Below are 20,956 nucleotides of genomic sequence, written 5' to 3' on the forward strand. Positions count from 1 at the left end.
AGCCATGACCGAACCCGACGCCCGCACGGCATTCCGCTCCGAACACGACCTGCTGGGGGACCGCGACGTCCCCGTCGACGCCTACTGGGGCATCCACACCCTCCGCGCCGTGGAGAACTTCCCCATCACCGGCCAGCCCCTGTCCTCCAACATGCATCTGCTCCGCGGGCTGGCCGCCGTGAAACTGGCAGCCGCCCGAACAAACCACGAGCTCGGGCTCCTGGATGGCGGGCGCGCCCAAGCCATCGAGGACGCCTGCACGGACGTGATGATCGGCAAGTTCAGCGAGCAGTTCGTGGTGGATGTCATCCAGGGTGGCGCCGGGACGTCGTCGAACATGAACGCGAACGAGGTCATTGCGAACCGGGCGCTGGAAATCCTGGGCCACCCGAAGGGTGACTACGCGCGGCTGCATCCCAACGACCACGTGAACCTCAGCCAGTCCACCAACGACGTCTATCCCACCGCCGTGAAACTCGGCACTATCTTCGCCGCCCGCGAACTGCTGGCAGCACTCGCGGAACTGGAGGAGGCCTTCGCCGCCAAGGCCCTGGAGTTCCGCACCGTCGTAAAGATGGGACGCACGCAGCTCCAGGACGCCGTCCCGATGACCCTGGGCCAGGAGTTCGGCAGCTACGCGGTGACCATCGGCGAGGACAGGCTGCGGCTGGCGGAGGCGGACCTCCTGATCCACGAGATCAACCTCGGCGCCACGGCCATCGGCACCGGACTGAACGCCCCCGCAGGCTACGCCGAGGCGGCGTGCCGGCACCTGGGCGAAATCACCGGCCTGCCGCTGGTCACCGCCGTGGACCTCATCGAGGCCACCCAGGACGTGGGCGCATTCGTGCACCTGTCCGGGGTCCTCAAGCGCGTCGCCGTCAAGCTCTCCAAGATCTGCAACGACCTCCGGCTGCTCTCGTCCGGACCGCGGGCAGGCTTCGGCGAAATCAACCTCCCGGCCGTACAGTCCGGGTCCTCCATCATGCCCGGCAAGATCAACCCGGTGATCCCGGAAGTGGTCAGCCAGGTGGCCTACGAAGTCATCGGCAACGACGTCACCATCACGATGGCCGCCGAAGCCGGACAACTCCAGCTCAACGCCTTCGAACCCATCATCGTCCACAGCCTCCACAAGAGCATCACCCACCTCGAAGCAGCCTGCCGCACCCTTACCGCCCGCTGCGTCCGGGGCATCACCGCCAACACCGAACACCTCCGCCTGACCGTGGAACAGTCCATCGGCCTCGTCACGGCGCTGAACCCCCACCTTGGCTACGCCACCGCAACCGCCATCGCCCAGGAAGCCCTCGCCACCGGCAAAGGTGTTGCCGAGCTGGTCCTGGAACACGGACTGCTCACGGCCGGGCAGCTCCAGGAACTGCTCAGCCCCGAGCGCCTCGCCAACCTGAGTAAATAGACAAAGGACTTTTATGATCCAGCCTCAACCGGCCAGCACCCAGAAACAGGCCATTACCGACCACACCATTCCGGCGCATGCCCACGCCTCCGAGACCGCCCTCCATGTCGAGGATGAGGGCTACCACAAGGGCCTCAAGCCCCGCCAGGTCCAGATGATCGCGATCGGCGGCGCCATCGGCACCGGGCTCTTCATGGGGGCGGGCGGCCGGCTGGCCACGGCCGGACCGGCCCTGGTCCTCAGCTACGCCGTATGCGGCTTCTTCGCGTTCATGATCCTGCGCGCGCTCGGCGAACTCGTGATGCACCGGCCGTCCTCAGGCTCGTTCGTGTCCTACGCACGCGAGTTCTTCGGTGAGAAGGCCGCCTTCGTCACCGGCTGGCTCTACTGGCTGAACTGGGCCATGACGGCGATCGTGGACATCACCGCCGTCGCGCTCTATATGAACTTCTTCAAGAAGTACTGGGCCCCCATCGCGGACGTGCCGCAGTGGACCTGGGCCCTCGCCGCCCTCATCCTCGTGCTGGGCCTGAACCTGGTCTCCGTCAAGGTGTTCGGCGAGCTGGAGTTCTGGTTCGCCCTGATCAAGGTGGTGGCCTTGGTGACCTTCCTGGTGGTGGGCATCTACTTCGTTCTCTTCGGCACCCCGGTGGCAGGGCAGGAGGTCGGCTTCAGCCTGATCCAGGACAACGGCGGACTGTTCCCGAACGGCCTGCTGCCGGCGGTCGTGGTGATGCAGGGCGTCGTGTTCGCCTACGCCTCGATCGAGCTGATTGGCACCGCGGCCGGCGAAACCGAAAACCCCGAGAAGATCATGCCGAAGGCCATCAACACGGTGATCGTCCGCATCGCCGTCTTCTACGTTGGCTCCCTGGTCCTGCTCTCCCTGCTCCTGCCGTACACCTCCTACACGGCCGGCGAAAGCCCTTTCGTCACCTTCTTCGGTTCCATCGGGGTGGAAGGCGTGGACGCGATCATGAACCTGGTGGTCCTCACCGCGGCACTGTCCTCGCTGAACGCCGGATTATACTCCACCGGGCGCATCATGCGGTCCATGTCGGTCACGGGCTCCGCCCCCAAGTTCGCCGCACGCATGAACAAGGCCGGCGTACCCTACGGCGGCATTGCGCTCACCGCGGCCGTGGCGGTCCTCGGCGTCGTGCTTAATGCGCTGGTACCGGCAGAAGCCTTCGAGATCGTCCTGAACGTCGCATCCCTGGGCATCATCAGCACGTGGGGCATGATCGTTCTGTGCCAGATGCAGCTGCAGCGGCTGGCCGGCCGCGGCGAACTGCTGCGGCCCAGCTTCCGGATGCCCGGCTCGCCCGTCACCGGCTGGCTCACGCTCGCGTTCCTGCTGGCCGTCCTGGTGCTGATGGCTTTCGACTCGCCGGTAGGCACCTGGACGATAGCCTCGCTGCTGGTCATCATCCCGCTGCTGATGCTCGGCTGGCGCCTCTGCCGCCACCGGATCCTGGAACTGGCAGCGGTGCGCGACGGCTTCACCGGACCGTACCCGTTGGTGGCCAACCGGCCGGCCCGAGGCGCCGGCGGGGACGACAGCTAGCACCGCACAGCGGTTTGAACCGTTGGACTTCCACGCGGCACTGCGACATCCGGATCATCGGAATGTCGCAGTGCCGCGGCATGGGTCAGTCAGGGCGCTTGGGGGCCCAGAGCAGGAGATCCCCCGGCCGGGGCGGTTGGAGCCGTCGCCTTGAGCCCTACGAAGAAAGAGTGGGTGGGAGTGTTTCCGATGTTTTCTCCGGAATGCTCCTGCGCCGGTATCCAGCGGGCCACACCGGCCGGTATCTCACCCTCCAGCTCTCGGCCTCCGGTGAAAAGGCGGCGGTGGACGTCGCTCAGGGGTGGCATACGATACGAACAGGTCCTGGAAGAATTGAGCCCACCGCGCGACTCACGACGCTTTCGTGACCGCCTGCCTGAAGGGAAACCGAACAAATGTCGCACACCACCGTTGATTCCGGTGCAGGCTCTGTCCGTCCTGTCCGATGGGGAATCCTAGGCACAGGCTTCATTGCCGACCTGCAGGCCTCGGACCTGATCGAGCACGGGTTCACCATCCAGGCTGTGGGCTCCCGAAACGTCGCATCGGCCGCCGAATTCGCCGCGAAGTTCCACATCACCTCGGCCCATGGGAGCTACGAGGACCTGGTGGCTGACGCCGAGGTGGATGTCGTGTACATCTCGACACCGCACCCCTTCCACTACGAAAACGCCTTGCTCGCCCTCAACGCGGGCAAACATGTGCTGATTGAGAAGCCCTTCGCCATGAACGCCTGGCAGGCCCGGGAAATCGTGGACCTCGCCGAGTCCACGGGACTGGTCGCCCTTGAAGCCATGTGGACCCGGTACCTTCCGCACATGGTCCGGATCCGCGAGCTGGTCAGGTCCGGCGCCCTGGGCGAAGTCCGGACGGTGATCGCGGACCACAACCAGAATCTGCCAAAGGATCCGCTCCACCGGCTCAACGACCCGGCGCTGGGCGGTGGCGCACTCCTGGACCTGGGCATCTACCCCGTTTCCTTCGCCTTCGACGTGTTCGGGGCACCCGTCAATATCCGGGCCATGGCCAGCATGACCGCCACCGGCGTGGACCGGCAGACCGCGATGATCTTCGAATACACGGAGGGGCAGCAGGCCCTGTTGCACTGCGCGCTGGACACGGCAGGGCCAAACCGCGCCTCGATCATCGGCACCGGAGGCAGCATCGCCATCGATTCGGTCTGGTACACGCCATCGCCCTTCACCCGATACGACGCTGGCGGAAACGTCGTGGAGAGATTCGATGAGCCGGTCACCGGCCGCGGGATGCAGTACCAGGCGTGGGAGCTTGAGCGGCTTATTGGCACCGGAGCCATTTCCAACGACATCCTGTCGCCGCGGGACAGTGCACTCGTCATGGCGACGATGGACGACGTGAGACGCCAGATCGGACTCACCTACGAGGGTGACCGAAGCTAGGCAGCCCGGTGCGCATAGACCGAGCACTTGGCGCCGGTGCCATTGGCTGGCAGTCGGAGGACCGGCTCTCGGACGGAGCGGGCTCGCCTCGCGGGAGTTGACACGTGTTGGAGCATAGGGTTGACTTTTGCATATGCTGAAATAACAGTTCCACGATACGGAAATTGTTTCCCGTATAGCCCGACACCCGTGGATGCCAGCATCGAGCTTTTAGGACCTGGCCCATGCTAGTTGACGAGTTTAACAAGGCTGACCGGCCGGACGTTGTTGCGTCCTTGCGACCCTGTCTGGACATTGAGCGCTGGATTGACGAAGTGGCCGACTCGCGGCCCTACTCCGACCTCGACTCACTTCTGGAGGCCGCTCGACGGGCGGCGGATCCGTTCACCGCGGACGAGCTGGAAACGGCCCTGGCCCACCATCCCCGCATTGGGGAGCGCGCGGCGGGCACGAGCATCGAGGCACGCCTCTCCACCTCTGAACAAGCCGGGCTCGGAGCGGAAAATCCGGCGATCGCTCAGGCCCTGGCGGACGGCAACCGTGTCTACGAGGAGAGATTCGGGCAGGTGTTCCTGATCCGTGCGGCGGGCCGCAGCCGGGAAGAGATCCTGGCGGCGTTGCACGCCAGGCTCGCCCACACACCGGAGCAGGAAGAACGAATCATAGGCGAGCAGCTGCGTGAAATCGCCGTGCTCCGACTCGAAGGACTGGTGAGCAAGTGAGCGTCTCGCACGTAACTACCCACGTACTGGATACCGGATCTGGCAGGCCTGCGGCCGGAATCTCCGTGACGCTGCACGTCCTCGATGGCGGGCGCTGGGTCCAGATTGCCACCGGTTCCACGGACGCCGATGGGCGGGTCAAGGACCTTGGCCCCGAGCGGCTAACCTCCGGGACGTACCGGCTGGGCTTCGATACCGGGTCCTACTTCGCTGCCACCGAAACGGAGACGTTCTTTCCCGAAGTGATCCTCACTTTCGGGGTGGACGGTGATCAGGCGCACTACCACGTGCCGCTGCTGCTGAGCCCCTTCGCCTACTCCACTTACCGGGGCAGCTAGGCCCACGTCCCCGCGGGCCAGTCCGTCCGATAGCTTGAAGCAAAGAAACTCAGGCCAGCATTCAAAGATGAAACGAGGCTGCCGTGGCTGCTGGAGAAGGGACCACCTTCCTGATGCACCTCGGCGGTAAGCTCGAGATCGTCCCAAAAGTAGCCCTGCGCAACCGCGACGATCTTTCCCGGGCCTATACCCCCGGCGTCGCCCGCGTTTGCCAGGCCATCGCGGAGAATCCCGACGCCGCCCGGAACCTCACCGTCAAGCGGAACACCATCGCCGTGGTCACCGATGGTTCCGCCGTTCTGGGCCTCGGCAACATCGGCGCTGCCGCGGCCCTCCCGGTAATGGAAGGCAAAGCCGCGCTGTTCAAGCAGTTCGCGAACGTCGATGCCTGGCCGGTCTGCCTCGATACCCAGGACACCGAGGAAAACATCAAGATCGTCAAGGCCATCGCCCCCGTCTACGGCGGCGTGAATCTTGAGGACATCGCCGCCCCTCGCTGTTTCGAGATCGAAAACCGGCTCCGCGCATCAATGGCCCAGGACGCGATCGCCAAACAGGTGGCTGACGACGAGCTCAATGCCAGCTACATTATCCCCAGTCTCTTCGACCCCCACGTGGCCGCTGACGTCGCCGCCGCGGCCGCAAAATGCAGCCGCAGCAGCACACACTGCAGCCCACGCCCACGCCTGATTATCCGTCTCGGAAGGACCACCCAATGGCTATCTCAGTCACAGATCCCCGCCCTATCGAGCGTGCGGAGGAGATCCTCAACCCCAAGGCCCTGGCGTTCGTGGAAGCTCTCCACACCCGCTTCGCAGGGACGCGCGCCGAACTTTTCGCAGCCCGTCGCGTCAAGCGCCAGCGTGTTGCCGAGACGGGCAAGCTGGACTTCCTGCCTGAAACCAAGGACGTGCGCGACCGAGACTGGACGGTTGCGCCGGCACCGGCTGCTCTGCAGGACCGCCGGGTGGAAATGACCGGCCCGGCCTCCCCCGCGAAGATGGCCATCAACGCGCTCAACTCCGGGGCCAAGGTGTGGCTGGCGGACCTCGAGGACGCCAGCACGCCCGCGTGGTCAAACGTGGTGGGTTCCATCCTCAACCTGCGCGACGCGGCTGACGGCACGCTGAGCTTCACCTCGGCGGAGGGCAAGGAGTACAGGCTCCGCACGGACGCGCCGCTGGCCGTCGTAGTGGCCCGGCCGCGCGGCTGGCACATGCCGGAAAAGCACGTACTGCTAGACGGCGAACCGGCCGTGGGTGCCCTGGTGGACTTCGGCCTGCACTTCTTCCACCTGGCCGAACGGCTGCTGAAGAACGGGCAGGGTCCGTATTACTACCTGCCGAAGATGGAGAGCCACCTCGAGGCCCGGCTGTGGAACGATGTGTTCATCTTCGCGCAGGACTACCTGGGCATCCCGCAGGGCACGGTCCGGGCCACGGTGCTGATCGAGACCATCCCGGCCGCGTTCGAGATGGACGAGATCCTCTATGAACTGCGTGATCACGCCTCCGGCCTCAACGCCGGGCGCTGGGACTACCTCTTCAGCATCATCAAGTATTTCCGCGATGCCGGCCCGGAGTTCGTCCTCCCGGACCGCGCCTCGGTGGCGATGACAGCGCCGTTCATGCGCGCCTACACCGAGCTCCTGGTCAAGACCTGCCACCACCGCGGTGCCTTCGCCATGGGCGGGATGGCAGCCGTGATCCCCAACCGCCGCCACCCCGAGGTCACCGCGGCGGCCTTCGAGAAAGTCCGTGCGGACAAGACCCGCGAGGCCAACGACGGCTTTGACGGTTCGTGGGTGGCCCACCCGGATCTGGTCCCCATCTGCCAGGAAGTGTTCGATGCTGTCCTCGGCGACCGCCCGAACCAGCTGGACAAGCAACGCCCGGAGGTCTCGGTGACCACCGAGCAGCTGCTGGACATCGCCTCCGCGAAGGGGCAGGTCACCGAAACCGGGCTGCGGCTGAACCTGTACGTCGCCGTCGCCTATACGGCCGTCTGGCTCTCCGGAAGCGGCGCAGTGGCCATCCACAACCTGATGGAAGATGCCGCTACAGCGGAAATCTCCCGGTCCCAGGTCTGGCAGCAGATCCGTAACAAGTCCGTCTTGGCGGACACGGGCAACACCGTGACCCGCGAGCTGGTGGAGCGGATCCTGGGCGAGGAGACCGGACGGCTGCGGGCCGAGTTCGGCGACGAAGCCTTCCGCCTGTACTACGGCCCGGCCAGCAACCTCATCGCGGATATCTGCCTCTCCGAGGAGTACACCGATTTCCTCACCCTTCCCGCCTACGAACTGGTGGGCTGACGGATGGCGGTATCCCCCACGCCCTCTCTTTCCAGGAAGGATCTGGCCAGCGTCGACGCGCAGCTCACCGCCACTGACACGCTCATGGACGAACCCCGCTGCCGCCCGGGCCCTCGCCGCCTTCGTCCTTCGGGGCGTCCAGTGCGGCGCTGCAGGTGCCGCTGACGTGCAGGCGCTCACAGGCGTCGAACTTTCCCAACTCATTGTGCTGGCCCACCCAAGGCTCGCCGCGCAGTCCTCACAACCGCAAGGAGCAAACTCATGAGCAACTACTTTTCCCCCGAAGGCGGCCTGCCCCCGCAGACACAGCTCCTCACCGACCGGGCCGTGGTCAAGGAGGCCTACACGGTCATTCCGAAGGGCGTCATGCGTGACATCGTCACGTCCAATCTGCCCGGCTGGACCAAGACCAGATCCTGGATCATAGCCCGGCCCATCGCCGGCTTCGCCACCACCTTCAGCCAGCTCATCGTCGAGGTGGCCCCCGGCGGCCGCAGCGACAAACCGGAGGTGGAGGCCGGCGTCGAGGGCGTCATCTTCCTGACCAAGGGCTCGCTCTCGCTGACGCTGGACGGCGACATCCACCGGATTGAAGAGGGGGGCTATGCGTACCTCGCAGCGGGTTCAGACTGGAAGGTCAGCAATGACGCGCCTGCCGGCGGTGAGGCGGCGTCGTTCCACTGGGTCCGCAAGGCCTACGAACCGCTCGAGGGGTACATCGCGAAGTCCTTCGTCACCCGCGACCAGGACGTGGAGCCGCGGCCCATGCCCGGGACGGACGGCGCCTGGGCCACCACGCGGTTCGTGGACCCGGACGACCTGGCGCACGACATGCACGTCAACATCGTCACCTTCAAGCCGGGCGCCTCCATCCCGTTCGCTGAAACCCATGTCATGGAGCACGGGCTGTTCGTCCTGGAAGGCAAGGCCGTCTACCGGCTCAACGACGACTGGGTGGAAGTGGAGGCCGGCGACTTCATGTGGCTCCGCGCCTTCTGCCCGCAGGCCTGCTACGCCGGCGGCCCGGGCAACTTCCGCTACCTGCTGTACAAGGACGTCAACCGCCAGATCCGGCTGACCTAGAATGCCAGGCACCCCGGCCACGGTCCGGGCGCCTGTGCCCAACCGGCCGCGCCTGAGGACTCGGGGTTGACGGGCAACCATTACCACCCTAACCTTTTCATAAAGCAAGATAAAGATTCCGTATTATGAAATACATCGTTTGCCGATAGAGCCAATAAGGACGGATCAATGACGTACTCCGTAAACTGCTCCATCCTGCTGACCGAACTGCCGCTCCTGCAGCGCCCCGCCGCAGCCAAGGCAGCAGGCTTTGACGCCGTCGAATTCTGGTGGCCCTTTGACACCTCGGTCCCGGGGGACGCCCACGTTACCGCTTTCGAGCGCGCCATCACCGACGCCGGCGTCCAACTCACCGGCCTGAACTTCAATGCCGGCAACATGCCGGGCGGTGACCGCGGCCTGGTGTCCTGGCCTTCGCGATCGGCCGAGTTCCTGGACAACATCGATGCCGTCGCCGGCATCGGCGCACACCTCGGCTGCAAGGCGTTCAATGCTCTCTACGGCAACCGCATCGACGGGGAATCTGCCGAAAAGCAGGACGCCGTCGGCGCCGAAAACCTCGCGGCCGCCGCCGCCGGTATCGCCCGGATCGGGGGGACCGTATTGCTGGAGCCGGTCAGCGGAGCACCGAGATATCCACTCCTGACCGCCGCCGACGTCCTGGACGTGATTGCCCGGGTCAAGGCCGAATCCGGTATGGAGAACGTCAAGCTCCTCGCGGACTTCTATCATCTGGCGGTCAACGGTGACGACGTCGCGGCGGTCATCGAGAACCATGCCAAGGACTTCGGCCATATCCAGATTGCCGACAGTCCCGGCCGCGGAGCCCCCGGAAGCGGTGATCTGCCGCTCGGCGAATGGATCGAACGCAGCCGCGAACTCGGCTACGCCGGCTATACCGGCCTGGAATACAAGGAACCCGCCGAAACAGCCTTCGGCTGGGTCCTCCGCTAACGGGCCTCGCATCAACGCCCAGCCGGTCAAACGAAATCAGCAAAGGAATCGTTATGAGCAACGTTGCAGTCATCGGTCTCGGAATCATGGGTCTTCCCATGGCCATCAATCTGGTCAAGGCCGGCCACAGCGTCACGGGCTTCAACCGGAGCCAGGACAAGATTGACGCGCTGATCGCACAAGGCGGCCGCGGCGCCGTGAGCATCGCTGATGCCGTGAACGACGCCGACATCGTGATCACCATGGTCCCGGACTCCCCCGACGTCGAAGATGTGGTCAGCGGGCCCGGGGGTCTGTTCGCCAACGCCAAGCAGGGCACCTTGTGGATCGATGCCAGCAGCATCCGCCCGGACGTTGCGAAGCGGCTTGCAGACGACGCCAAGGCCGCCGGCATCCGCGCCCTCGACGCCCCGGTCTCCGGCGGCGAACAGGGCGCCATTAGCGCCGCGCTCTCCATCATGGTGGGCGGCGAAGCCGCCGACTTCGATGCGGCGCGGGACGTCCTGAACGCTGTGGGCAAGACCATCGTCCATGTGGGTCCGTCCGGCTCCGGCCAGACCGTGAAGGCCGCCAACCAGCTGATCGTCGCCGTGAACATCGAGGTCCTCGGCGAGGCCATCGCCTTCCTTGAGGCCTACGGCGTGGACACCGACGCCGCCCTCAAGGTTCTCGGCGGGGGCCTTGCGGGCTCCAAGGTCCTGGAGCAGAAGGGCCAGAAGATGCTGGACCGCGACTTCGAGCCCGGCTTCCGCCTGGCCCTGCACCACAAGGACATGGGGATCGTCACCTCCGCGGCCCGCGAAGCCAACGTCGCCATCCCGCTCGGCGCCGTCGCAGCCCAGCTGGTCGCCGCCGCCGTCAACCAGGGTGACGGCGGCCTGGATCACTCCGGGCTCTTCAAGCAGACCCTGAAACTCAGCGGCCGCAAGTAACATCGCGGCAATACCGCAGCACCAGCAGCCACCCGGCATCCCTCGCTCGGCGCTTCAGCGCAGCACCAACCCGCCAAAGACTTTCAAGGAGAACACCATGACGAAGATGCGCACCGTAGACGCAGTCGTCGCCATCCTGGAAAAGGAGGGCGCCACCGAGGCGTTCGGCCTGCCAGGGGCGGCAATCAACCCGTTCTACTCTGCCATGCGGGAGCACGGCGGCATCCGTCACACCCTGGCCCGGCACGTTGAAGGCGCCTCCCACATGGCCGATGGCTACAGCCGCGCGAAGGACGGCAACATCGGCATCTGCGTCGGCACCTCAGGACCCGCCGGCACGGACATGATCACCGGCCTGTATGCGGCGTGGGCGGACTCCATCCCCATGCTCTGCATCACCGGCCAGGCCCCTGTGGCCAAGCTGCACAAGGAAGATTTTCAGGCCGTGGACATCGAGTCCATCGCCAAGCCCGTCACCAAGATGGCCATGACCGTGCTGGAACCGGGCCAGATTCCGGGTGCGTTCCAGAAGGCCTTCCAGCTGATGCGTTCCGGCCGGCCCGGCCCGGTGCTGCTGGATCTGCCCTTCGATGTGCAGATGGCCGAGATCGAGTTCGACATCGACACCTATGAGCCGCTGCCCGTGGAAAAGCCCAGGGCCAGCCGCAAGCAGCTGACCAAGGCGCTGGACATGCTCACCGCTGCCCGGCACCCGCTGATTGTGGCAGGCGGCGGCATCATCAACGCCGGCGCCTCCGCGCAGCTGGTGGAACTGGCCGAGCTGCTCAATGTTCCCGTGATCCCGACCCTGATGGGCTGGGGCGCCATCCCGGATGACCACCCGCTGATGGCCGGCATGGTGGGCCTGCAGACCTCGCACCGCTACGGCAACGAGACCATGCTGGCGTCGGACTTCGTGATCGGCATCGGCAACCGCTGGGCCAACCGCCACACCGGCGGCCTGGACACGTACACGGCCGGACGCACATTCGTGCACGTGGACATCGAGCCGACGCAGATCGGCCGCGTGTTCTCCCCGGACCTCGGCATCGCCTCCGACGCCGGTGCGGCGCTGGAGGGCCTGGTCGAGCTGGCCCGGGAACGCAAGGCCTCCAGGACCTTGCCGGATTACTCCGGCTGGGTAGCCGAATGCGCCGAGCGCAAGGGCTCGCTGCAGCGCAAGACGCACTTCGAGAACGTCCCGATCAAGCCGCAGCGCGTCTACGAGGAGATGAACAAGTCCTTCGGCCAGGACACCACCTACGTGACCACCATTGGCCTCTCCCAGATCGCCGGCGCCCAGATGCTGCACGTCTTCGGTCCACGGAAGTGGATCAACGCCGGCCAGGCCGGCCCGCTGGGCTGGACCGGTCCTGCCGCCCTGGGCGTTGTCCGCGGCAAGCCGGGCGAGACCGTGGTCGCGCTGTCCGGCGACTACGACTTCCAGTTCATGATCGAGGAACTGGCCGTGGGCGCGCAGTTTAATCTTCCCTATGTCCACGTGGTGGTGAACAACTCCTACCTGGGCCTGATCCGCCAGTCCCAGCGCGGCTTCAAGATGGAACAGAACGTGTCCCTGGCGTTCGATAACATCAACTCCCCGGAAACGAACGGTTACGGCGTGGACCACCTCAAGGTCGCTGAAGGACTCGGCTGCAAAGCCATCCGCGTGTCAGACCCCAGTGATCTGCCCGCGGCGTTCGAGAAAGCCAAGGCGCTGATGAGCGAGTTCAACGTCCCCGTAGTGGTCGAAGTAATCCTGGAAAAAATCACCAACATTTCCATGGGCACTGAAATCAACGCCGTCAACGAGTTCGAGGACCTGGCCGAACACGGCCAGGACGCCCCGACCGCAATCATCGCGCTGCTGGACTAAACGCGCTGCTGGACTAAACAGGCGGCCACGACAATCAGCGGACAGCTCCGCAGCAACCCACCCTCAGCCGGCCCGTCGGCAAACATAATCCCCAAGGAGCACCTCAATGTCTAAGGAAACCTTTGACCTCGTCATCCGGGGCCAGCGAATTCTTACCACCGCCGGGATCGCGGCGCGTGAAGTAGGCGTCCGGGGCGGCAAAATTGTCGCCATCGAGCCGCTCGGCAACGGCCTGTCCGGTGCTCAGCTGATCGAACTTGCCGACGACGAGACCGTCATCCCGGGCCTCGTGGACACCCACGTGCACGTCAACGAACCGGGGCGCACCGAGTGGGAGGGTTTCGCGTCCGCCACCCGTGCCGCGGCGGCCGGTGGCGTCACGACCATCATCGATATGCCGCTGAACAGCATTCCGCCCACCACCACGGTGGAAGCGCTCAAGCTCAAGCGCGAGGTCGCCCAGGAGCAGGCGTTCGTGGACGTCGGGTTCTGGGGCGGCGCCGTGCCCGGCAACAAGGCGGACCTGCGCGGGCTGCACGACGAGGGCGTGTTCGGTTTCAAGTGCTTCCTGCTGCATTCCGGGGTGGACGAGTTCCCGCACCTGGAAGCGGACGAGATGGAGCAGGACATGGCCGAGCTCAAATCCTTCGACTCCCTCATGATCGTCCACGCCGAGGACTCCCACGCGATCGACCACGCGCCCCATCCCGGCGGCGACCAGTACGCAACGTTCCTGGCCTCCCGCCCCCGCGGCGCCGAGAACAAGGCCATCGCCGAAGTCATTGAGCGCGCCCGCTGGACCGGCGCCCGCGCCCACATCCTGCACCTCTCGTCCTCCGACGCGCTGCCGATGATCGCCACCGCCAAGCGCGACGGCGTCCACCTCACCGTAGAGACGTGCCCGCACTACCTCACCCTCATGGCCGAGGAAATCCCCAACGGCGCCACCGCGTACAAATGCTGCCCCCCGATCCGCGAGGCCTCCAACCGCGAGCTGCTCTGGAAGGGCCTGCAGGACGGCACCATCGACTGCATCGTCTCGGACCACTCCCCCAGCACCCTGGACCTCAAGGACCTGGAAAACGGCGACTTCGCCGTGGCCTGGGGCGGCGTCTCCTCACTGCAGCTGGGCCTGTCCCTGATCTGGACCGAAGCCCGGCACCGCGGCATCCCGCTGGAGCAGGTGATCAGCTGGATGGCCGAGAAGCCCGCCGCGCTCGCGCGCCTCTCCAACAAGGGCAAGCTCGCCCTCGGCTACGACGCCGACTTCTCCGTCTTCGCCCCCGACGAGGCCTTCGTCGTGGACGTATCCAAGCTCAAGCACAAGAACCCCATCACCCCGTACGACGGCAAGGCCCTCTCCGGCGTGGTCCGGAAGACGTTCCTGCGCGGACACGAGGTCGACGGCCGGACACCAAGCGGCAAACTGATCCGCCGCGGCGGCGTGTAAAGAACCCCGCCCTGGCGGTACACACCCACTCCCCTGGCCGCCCTCCCGACCAGGGAATCCCTCGACGAGTTCCCTTGGTCCTGCTGGCCGGTGTGGTGGCCGGTGCCGACTCGAGCGATGACATGGCCTGGTTGCGCCACGGCGGGATAAACGTGTTTTCAACGCCTGCTACGCGCCATCCACCCTGGCCTCGTTCCTGCGGCCTTCACCAGCGGGCACGTGCCAAAAACGATGTGGCTCCAAGTATGTTCGCCATAGCATCAGCCGATACCCAGCATAGTTTTTTGGGGTCTATCGGGTTCAGTGGTTCCTGCGGATGCTTAATCTCACCAGTTACGAACCTTGCCGTACGTCGCCAGGCGATGATGAACCGGCAGACCCCGAGAGTAGGAACCCTATGTCATCGACGGAATTTTCAGTGAACGGCCGCAGCTATGCATTTTCGGATGCGCCTGTCGTCGTCATCTGCATTGACGGCAGTGAGCCCGCTTATCATGAGGAAGCGCTTGCCGCGGGGCGGATGCCGTGGCTAAGCGAACTTTTGGCTTCGCGGGGCACCTCCTGGGCCGCCCACTGCGCCGTCCCCACCCTGACAAACCCGAACAACATGTCCATCGCCACCGGCCGCCCCCCTGCTGTCCACGGAATTTGCGGCAACTACATCCTGGACCCCGAATCAGGAGAAGAAGTCCTGATGAACGACCCGAAGTTCCTGCGGGCTCCGACGATCTTCGCCGCCGCAGCCGCAGCAGGACTCTCGGTCGCGGTCGTCACGGCCAAGGACAAGCTCTCCCGGCTCCTCGCCGCCGGCCTCACCCAGCCGGGCCTGGACCCGGCCGGCTCCGGTGCCATGGTCGAACCCATCAACAAGGGCATTTGCTTCTCAGCGGAGAAAGCGCATCAGGCCACGAAGGAATCCAACGGCATCGACGCCGTGATGAAAATGGTCGACATGAATCTTCCGGAGGTATATTCGGCCGGACTCAGCGAGTTCGTGCTCGCTGCAGGAGTGCGAATCCTGCAGGACCGCACCCCTGACCTGATGTTCCTGACCTTGACTGACTACATTCAGCACAAGAACGCCCCCGGAACTGAGACGGCCAACGACTTCTACTCCATGATCGACCACTATGCCGCAGCTCTTGATGAACTCGGCGCCATTGTCGTCATCACCGCCGACCACGGTATGAGCCCCAAGCACAAGAGCGATGGCACCCCTCAGGTCATCTACTTGGAGGAAGAAGTTAACCGCGTTCTGGGTGTCGCCGGTGACGCCCCCGAAGGCGGCAGCCGTGTCATTCTTCCCATCACCGATCCCTACACTGTCCACCACGGCGCCCTGGGTTCCTTCGCGAACGTATACCTGCCCGACAATGCAAACCGCGACACAGTGTTGGCCGCGCTGGAGGGCCGGGAGGGCATCTCCGGCGTCTACCGATCCGAGGAAGCAGCCAAACTGTTCGACATGCCCTTGGACCGGATGGGTGACCTCACGGTGCTTTCGGACAAGAACACGGCGCTGGGACGCTATGCTGCCTGGCACGATCTGGGCAACCTGGAGGTCCCGTTGCGTTCGCACGGGGGCCTGGGCGAGCTGAACATCCCGTTCTTCGTCAACCGGATTTTGCCGACACCGACGGCGACAGCAAGTACGGCCCCTAACGGTGATACGGCCATCGCCCACAACTACGACGCGTTTTGGGTCGCTACAACCCACGCCTCCGTGGAGCTTGCGGAAATCAGCTGATTCATCTGTCGCAGGGCCGGCCGTAACGGCGGCCCAACAGGCGCTGCCCTGCGAGGGCACGCCGACTCACAGGTTTGCATGACGAGAGGACTAGCAATGTCCGATTCAAGCCCACCCCAGACCCCAGTACAAACCCATCCCTCAGAAGCTCTTTTAGGGGACCCGAAGACCTCCACGAAACGGCAGGAGCTGTTGAAATGGCAAATCAGGATCTTCGCGCTCTCCTGGCTCGCGTACGCGGCCTTTTACTTCCCCCGGTCAGCATTTTCCGCCGCTAAAGTCGGAATCCTCGAAGAAGGCTTCCTCACCCGCCAGACACTCGGACTCCTCGACTCCGCTTATCTGGCTGCCTACGCCATCGGCCAGTTTGTCTGGGGAGCGTGCGCAGAAAAATACGGTACCCGTGTCGTCGTCGCCGGAGGAATGGTCATGGCGGCCGTCGCTTCACTGCTGATGGGCGTTGTCCCGGCCGTGGCACTGTTCCTGCCCCTGATGATCGTCCAGGGCTTGGCTCAATCAACCGGCTGGTCCGCACTGAGCAAGAACATCGCTTCGTTTTTCACCATCAGCAAGCGTGGACGCGCCATGGGCTTTTTCTCCACCAGCTATGCTTTCGGGGGCCTCGCAGGCGCACCGGTGACCGGCTGGGTCGCCTACTCGCTTTTTGACAGTTGGCGGTGGGCCTTCGTCGCGGGCGCCAGTATCATCATGATCGCTTTCGTCCTATTCCTCATCTTCCAGCGGAACTCTCCGCAAGAGGTGGGACTGCCGGGAATCGACGAGGACCCCTCGCTGCTGGATACCGAGCATGAAAGGGGGTCAAAGTCTCCGCCAGGCAGCGGGACCAGGACGAAGTTCTCAGCAAGCGACCTGCTGGCCGCGGTCCGGTATGATCCCATGGTCCTCCGGCTCGGCATCGTGTACTTTCTGATTAAACCCGCGCGGTACGCGATCCTGCTCTGGGGTCCGGTGCTGGTCCTCGAAGCCATGCCTGACCTGAGCGCCATGACAGCCATCATGCTACCCGTTGCCTTCGGTGTGACCGGAATGATCGCACCTGTCCTGGCCGGCTGGATGTCTGACACCGTCTTCGGTGCCCGGCGCGTCCCGCCCAGCGTCCTCTGCCTGTTGCTGATGGTCGTGGCACTCGCACTCTGGCAGGTCGTCACGCAAACCGGCTCGCTACCCCTGATCGTGGCGCTTCTCGCCTTCATCGGACTGACCGCCTATGCCTCCGATGCGATGATCTCGGGCGTCGCCGCAGTTGACTTCGGCACCTCCAAGTACGCAGCCGGTGCCACTGGATTCGTCAACGGCTGTGGCTCCCTCGGGGCAATCCTCGGCGGGCTCCTTCCCGGTTTCTTTTCCGGCATCGTGATCTTCTACATGTTCGCAGGCGCAGCCCTGGTTGCCGTTCTAGTGCTCCTGCCCTCCTGGAACAAACGGCCTATCAGTGTCTGATGACCCTGCACCAGACAGTGCCTTCACGACCTGCGCGTCCAGAAACCAACAGAGGAAAAATGAATATATTAAATGATTCAGAACTGAACTTGAATTACATTGACGGCCAATGGCGGCCAGCTTCCGGGGGTTCCACGTTCGCCAACACGAATCCGGCTGACGCCCGGGACCTGATTGGGCACTTTCCCGACTCTTCCAGTCAGGATGCCCTTGACGCGATAGGCGCAGCAGACAAGGCCCGGCAGCACTGGGACTCCCTCGGCTCGATCAAAAGGGGCGACATCCTGTTCTCCGCCGCCGAGATCCTAGTGCGTCGAAAGGACGAACTGGCGCGTGCCGTCACCAGGGAACAGGGCAAATGCCTGCGTGAATCGCTGGGCGAGGCCCAGCGAGCCGTCGACATCCTGCGGTACATCGCCGGAGAAGGCCGCAGGCTCTCGGGTTCAACACTTCCCGCCGACGAACCGCGGAGCATGGCGCTGACATGGCGAAAGCCGATCGGCATCGTGGCGCTGATTACGCCCTGGAACTTTCCGCTGGCCATCCCGGTGTGGAAGATGGCCCCGGCCCTCCTCTCCGGCTGCACCGCAATCCTCAAGCCGTCCCCCCTGGCGCCGCACACCGCTGCCCTGCTCGTGGAGATTTTCGTCGAGGCCGGGGTGCCGCCCGGTGTACTGAATCTGGTCCAGGGCGACAGGGAACCTGGTGAAACACTGAGCAATCACCCGGACGTGAAGGGCATCTCCTTCACCGGCTCGCTGGGGGTCGGTCTGGAGATCCAGAAGGCAGCGGCGCCCAGGCTAGCCAGAACCCAACTCGAACTGGGCGGGAAAAACGCACTGATCGTGCTGGCTGACGCTGATCTGGACCTCGCCGCGGACGCCGTTCTCCACGGGGCTTTCGGCCAGGCAGGGCAGCGCTGCAGCGCCACGAGCCGGGTCGTCGTCGAACGCCAGGTCCGCGAACAGCTGGTCGGCAAGGTGCTGGGCAGGATTGCGGAACTGACCATCGGTGACCCGCTCGACAGCGCCACACGGCTTGGACCAGTGGTGAACGAGGACCGCCTGAGCGCCTGTGTGCGGGCAATTGAGCAAGCCCGCAGTGAAGGAGCCTCGGTACGCACGGGCGGCTCCGCAGTTGCGGCCGGGAACCTGGCCCACGGCTACTTCATGGAGCCCACACTCCTGACGGATGTGGCCCCATACTCCGAACTGGCCATGGAGGAAGTCTTCGGACCTGTCCTGGCAGTAATCGATGCGGAGAACTTCGACCATGCCATGGACATCTCCAATTCCGTCCGGTACGGGATGTCCGGGACGATCTTCACCAACAACCGCAGCCACATTTATGACGCGTTGCATCGCTTCGAAGCGGGCATGCTGCACGTCAACCGCCCGGGTGTTGGGGCATGGCCGCATATGCCGCACATGGGGGCGAAGCTTTCCCAGTACGGCGCACCGGAATGCTCGCCGGAAACCTGGGACTTTTACATGGAGTGGAGGTCCGCGTGCATCAGCTTCCCAGCGTGAGAACCACCGGCTAGGTTCATGATCATGAATCTGAGCATCCAGGGACTGCGGATCTTTCTGGCCGTTGTCGAGACAGGAAGTTTCTCGGCAGCAGCCCGCAGGCTCTTCATGAGCCAGCCGTCGGTATCGGCCCAAGTACGCAGCCTCGAGACCTCCCTGGCCGCGCATCTTTTGGACCGGGGCCCTGCCGGTGCCTCACTGACACCGGCAGGGCAGGTTCTCGCCGATCACGCACGGGCGATCTTTGAGGTCATGGACCAGGTCGATGCGGACGTCGCAGCCGCTCAAGGAATCCAAGACCGCAAACTCTCCGTGGCTGGCACCAGCACGCTCGGGTCCTACCTGCTCCCCCGGGCGCTAAGCCGCTTCTTGGCAGAGAACAACGGGCTTAGAACCGAGTTGCGGGTAGGAAACACCGAGAGAGTTGCCGACTGGCTGATCAATCGGGAGGTGAGCCTTGCCATCTGCGCCGGTGAAATCGACCACGAGCAGCTGGAAGGGACCGTGATCTTTGATGACGCGCTGGTGCTGGTTGCCGGCAGGGCCAACCCTCTGGCCGGACGCGACCTCACCCCCGCCGACCTTGAAGGCGAACGGTTCCTGTTACGGGAGATCGGCTCCTCAACCCGGTTTGATCAGGACCAATCCCTGGCCGAATGGAAGCTCACCCAGACCGAGCAGTGGACAATCTGGACCTCGGAGGCGGCAAGGGAATCGGTCCGTGCCGGACTTGGCCTGGCGCTGATATCCGAACACGTCGTAGCACCGGACCTGCGGTCCGGTGAACTCGTCAGACTCAATATCCATCCCGCACCGCGCCACCGCCCCGTATCACTCGTCCGGATGGCCGGGCAGTTGCTGACCCCGGTTGAGCAGTCATTCGTTGAGATGATCCAAAAGATGCACGGATGGCCCTGACCACGCACCGTTCAGGACCGACACTTCCCGCCGGCCGGCACAACCCCCTTGTCAGAAAGGCAGGACCCATGACCACCCCCGATCCCACAGACAACCTCAAAGACGAGCACACGGATCTCATCATTATCGGAGCAGGCATCGTCGGCCTGGCCCACGCCTTCCAGGCCCACCGCAAGGGCTATACCGTGCGGATCATCGAACGGGACGCCAAACCCAACGGTGCCTCCATTCGAAACTTCGGTCACTGCTGCATCACAGCCCAGGACGGCGAACACCTCGATACCGCCTACAGGTCCCGGGAAGGCTGGCTCGCGGCCGCCCAAGCCATCGGTTTCTGGGCGCCCGAGGCCGGAGCCGTCGTCGTTGCCCGAAGCCAGACAGAACTGGCCGTCCTCGAACAGCTCAGCGACAAACGAGGTACCGATAACGTGCAGCTGCTGACAGCCGAGCAGACGACGAGGCGGCTCACGTCAGCTGGCACCCCCGACCCCACCATCTGCGGCGGGGCGTTCCTCCCTGCAGACCTGCGTGTGGACCCGCGCACCGCCGCCCCCGATATCGCCGACTGGCTGCAGAACCAGGACGGGATCAAATTCCTTTGGGGGACAGCGGTCAAGGACATCCAGGAGGGCGGCAGCGTCATCACCAGCCGGGGCGACTTCCACGCCGGCAAAGTCCTCGTCTGTGTCGGTCATGACCTGGACTACCTGCTACCGGACGTCGCCGCCCGTTACCAGGTCCAGCGCTGCGCCCTGCAGATGGCGATGGCACCTGCACCGCCAGGCTACAAGCTGGACTCGGCCGTGCTGACGGGAACATCCATGACCCGGTATGACGGCTTCACCACCATGCCTGCGGCGGACGCGCTCCGCCAGGAAATTTACAGCCACAGCCCGGAACTGATCGACATGGGTGCGAACGTCATGTTCACCCGCCGCCCCGACGGGACAGTCCTCCTCGGCGACAGCCACGTGTACGGCCAGACCATAGGTCCATTCCAGGACGAGTGGATGACCTCACGGCTTGTACGCGAGGTCGAGAAGCTTCTCGGCTCGCCTCTGATCGTCACCCAGCGCTGGCAAGGAATATATGCCTCCAGCCCGCTGACCTCCCTGCTCGTCGAAGACATCGGTTCCACCACAACCGCCATCACCGTAACCTCCGGAATCGGCATGACCCTGTCTTTCGGCATCGCCGCCGAAACGATCGAGCGACTCTAACTGGGAA

Annotated in this window: 16 protein-coding genes and 2 pseudogenes; all 18 read left to right on the plus strand. The window is 64.5% G+C overall.

What is annotated here, in order from left to right; all coding sequences use genetic code 11:
• The first annotated feature begins 4 nt into the window (after nt 1-4).
• The 18 genes and pseudogenes from QFZ69_RS10675 (at nt 5) to QFZ69_RS10760 (ending at nt 20,949) form a co-directional block, all read left to right on the plus strand.
• Nucleotides 5-1,420: an aspartate ammonia-lyase gene (locus QFZ69_RS10675; protein WP_306917999.1), complete on the plus strand. Its 1,416-nt coding sequence runs from the start codon at nt 5-7 to the stop codon at nt 1,418-1,420.
• 13 nt (nt 1,421-1,433) lie between these two features.
• Nucleotides 1,434-2,987, plus strand: coding sequence for an amino acid permease (locus QFZ69_RS10680; RefSeq protein ID WP_306918001.1), 1,554 nt, complete (start codon nt 1,434-1,436; stop codon nt 2,985-2,987).
• A 395-nt stretch (nt 2,988-3,382) separates the two neighbouring features.
• On the plus strand, nt 3,383-4,405 hold the full coding sequence (locus QFZ69_RS10685) for a Gfo/Idh/MocA family protein (protein ID WP_306918003.1): 1,023 nt from the start codon (nt 3,383-3,385) through the stop codon (nt 4,403-4,405).
• A 224-nt stretch (nt 4,406-4,629) separates the two neighbouring features.
• Nucleotides 4,630-5,127, plus strand: a complete 498-nt coding sequence (gene uraD / locus QFZ69_RS10690) for a 2-oxo-4-hydroxy-4-carboxy-5-ureidoimidazoline decarboxylase (protein ID WP_306918005.1) — start codon at nt 4,630-4,632, stop codon at nt 5,125-5,127.
• On the plus strand, nt 5,124-5,465 hold the full coding sequence (uraH, locus tag QFZ69_RS10695) for a hydroxyisourate hydrolase (protein ID WP_306918007.1): 342 nt from the start codon (nt 5,124-5,126) through the stop codon (nt 5,463-5,465). The genes uraD and uraH overlap by 4 nt, the downstream gene beginning before the upstream one ends.
• Nucleotides 5,466-5,569: 104 nt before the next feature.
• Nucleotides 5,570-5,998, plus strand: a pseudogene (locus QFZ69_RS10700) (NAD-dependent malic enzyme); the annotation flags it as partial.
• Nucleotides 5,999-6,180: 182 nt separating this feature from the next.
• Nucleotides 6,181-7,779, plus strand: coding sequence for a malate synthase A (gene aceB / locus QFZ69_RS10705; RefSeq protein ID WP_307000105.1), 1,599 nt, complete (start codon nt 6,181-6,183; stop codon nt 7,777-7,779).
• Nucleotides 7,780-7,873: 94 nt separating this feature from the next.
• Nucleotides 7,874-8,044: pseudogene (locus QFZ69_RS10710) on the plus strand (aldolase); the annotation flags it as partial.
• Complete coding sequence (locus tag QFZ69_RS10715) at nt 8,041-8,862, plus strand: bifunctional allantoicase/(S)-ureidoglycine aminohydrolase (protein ID WP_306918008.1); 822 nt, start codon at nt 8,041-8,043, stop codon at nt 8,860-8,862. The pseudogene QFZ69_RS10710 and the gene QFZ69_RS10715, both read left to right, overlap by 4 nt.
• Before the next feature lie 168 nt (nt 8,863-9,030).
• The gene (locus tag QFZ69_RS10720; RefSeq protein WP_306918010.1) at nt 9,031-9,816 is read left to right on the plus strand and encodes a hydroxypyruvate isomerase family protein; all 786 of its coding nucleotides are present in this window, start codon (nt 9,031-9,033) and stop codon (nt 9,814-9,816) included.
• Between the two features lie 53 nt (nt 9,817-9,869).
• On the plus strand, nt 9,870-10,748 hold the full coding sequence (locus QFZ69_RS10725; protein ID WP_306918012.1) for a 2-hydroxy-3-oxopropionate reductase: 879 nt from the start codon (nt 9,870-9,872) through the stop codon (nt 10,746-10,748).
• A 97-nt stretch (nt 10,749-10,845) separates the two neighbouring features.
• Nucleotides 10,846-12,624 carry a glyoxylate carboligase gene (gene gcl, locus QFZ69_RS10730; protein WP_306918014.1) on the plus strand — a complete coding sequence of 593 codons (1,779 nt, stop codon included), beginning with the start codon at nt 10,846-10,848 and terminating at the stop codon, nt 12,622-12,624.
• Between the two features lie 106 nt (nt 12,625-12,730).
• On the plus strand, nt 12,731-14,074 hold the full coding sequence (allB, locus tag QFZ69_RS10735) for an allantoinase AllB (protein ID WP_306918015.1): 1,344 nt from the start codon (nt 12,731-12,733) through the stop codon (nt 14,072-14,074).
• A 397-nt stretch (nt 14,075-14,471) separates the two neighbouring features.
• The gene (gene phnA / locus QFZ69_RS10740) at nt 14,472-15,821 is read left to right on the plus strand and encodes a phosphonoacetate hydrolase (RefSeq protein ID WP_306918017.1); all 1,350 of its coding nucleotides are present in this window, start codon (nt 14,472-14,474) and stop codon (nt 15,819-15,821) included.
• A 192-nt stretch (nt 15,822-16,013) separates the two neighbouring features.
• Nucleotides 16,014-17,282, plus strand: a complete 1,269-nt coding sequence (locus QFZ69_RS10745; protein WP_306918019.1) for an MFS transporter — start codon at nt 16,014-16,016, stop codon at nt 17,280-17,282.
• A gap of 89 nt (nt 17,283-17,371) precedes the next feature.
• On the plus strand, nt 17,372-18,811 hold the full coding sequence (locus tag QFZ69_RS10750; RefSeq protein ID WP_306918021.1) for an aldehyde dehydrogenase: 1,440 nt from the start codon (nt 17,372-17,374) through the stop codon (nt 18,809-18,811).
• A gap of 24 nt (nt 18,812-18,835) precedes the next feature.
• A complete protein-coding gene (locus tag QFZ69_RS10755) occupies nt 18,836-19,729 on the plus strand; it encodes a LysR family transcriptional regulator (protein ID WP_306918023.1) in 894 nt (297 codons plus the stop codon).
• A 68-nt stretch (nt 19,730-19,797) separates the two neighbouring features.
• Nucleotides 19,798-20,949, plus strand: a complete 1,152-nt coding sequence (locus QFZ69_RS10760) for a TIGR03364 family FAD-dependent oxidoreductase (RefSeq protein ID WP_306918025.1) — start codon at nt 19,798-19,800, stop codon at nt 20,947-20,949.
• Nucleotides 20,950-20,956: the final 7 nt, after the last annotated feature.

Source organism: Arthrobacter sp. V1I7 (assembly GCF_030817015.1).
Classification (GTDB): domain Bacteria; phylum Actinomycetota; class Actinomycetes; order Actinomycetales; family Micrococcaceae; genus Arthrobacter.

Bases quoted from the DNA above. Each gene is read 5' to 3' on its own strand.
- QFZ69_RS10760 (WP_306918025.1), top strand. From the start codon at position 19,798: ATGACCACCCCCGATCCCACAGACAACCTCAAAGACGAGCACACGGAT.
- QFZ69_RS10675 (WP_306917999.1), top strand. From the start codon at position 5: ATGACCGAACCCGACGCCCGCACGGCATTCCGCTCCGAACACGACCTG.
- QFZ69_RS10725 (WP_306918012.1), top strand. From the start codon at position 9,870: ATGAGCAACGTTGCAGTCATCGGTCTCGGAATCATGGGTCTTCCCATG.
- QFZ69_RS10755 (WP_306918023.1), top strand. From the start codon at position 18,836: ATGAATCTGAGCATCCAGGGACTGCGGATCTTTCTGGCCGTTGTCGAG.
- QFZ69_RS10685 (WP_306918003.1), top strand. From the start codon at position 3,383: ATGTCGCACACCACCGTTGATTCCGGTGCAGGCTCTGTCCGTCCTGTC.
- gcl (WP_306918014.1), top strand. From the start codon at position 10,846: ATGACGAAGATGCGCACCGTAGACGCAGTCGTCGCCATCCTGGAAAAG.
- aceB (WP_307000105.1), top strand. From the start codon at position 6,181: ATGGCTATCTCAGTCACAGATCCCCGCCCTATCGAGCGTGCGGAGGAG.
- QFZ69_RS10720 (WP_306918010.1), top strand. From the start codon at position 9,031: ATGACGTACTCCGTAAACTGCTCCATCCTGCTGACCGAACTGCCGCTC.
- phnA (WP_306918017.1), top strand. From the start codon at position 14,472: ATGTCATCGACGGAATTTTCAGTGAACGGCCGCAGCTATGCATTTTCG.
- uraD (WP_306918005.1), top strand. From the start codon at position 4,630: ATGCTAGTTGACGAGTTTAACAAGGCTGACCGGCCGGACGTTGTTGCG.
- QFZ69_RS10680 (WP_306918001.1), top strand. From the start codon at position 1,434: ATGATCCAGCCTCAACCGGCCAGCACCCAGAAACAGGCCATTACCGAC.
- QFZ69_RS10715 (WP_306918008.1), top strand. From the start codon at position 8,041: ATGAGCAACTACTTTTCCCCCGAAGGCGGCCTGCCCCCGCAGACACAG.
- allB (WP_306918015.1), top strand. From the start codon at position 12,731: ATGTCTAAGGAAACCTTTGACCTCGTCATCCGGGGCCAGCGAATTCTT.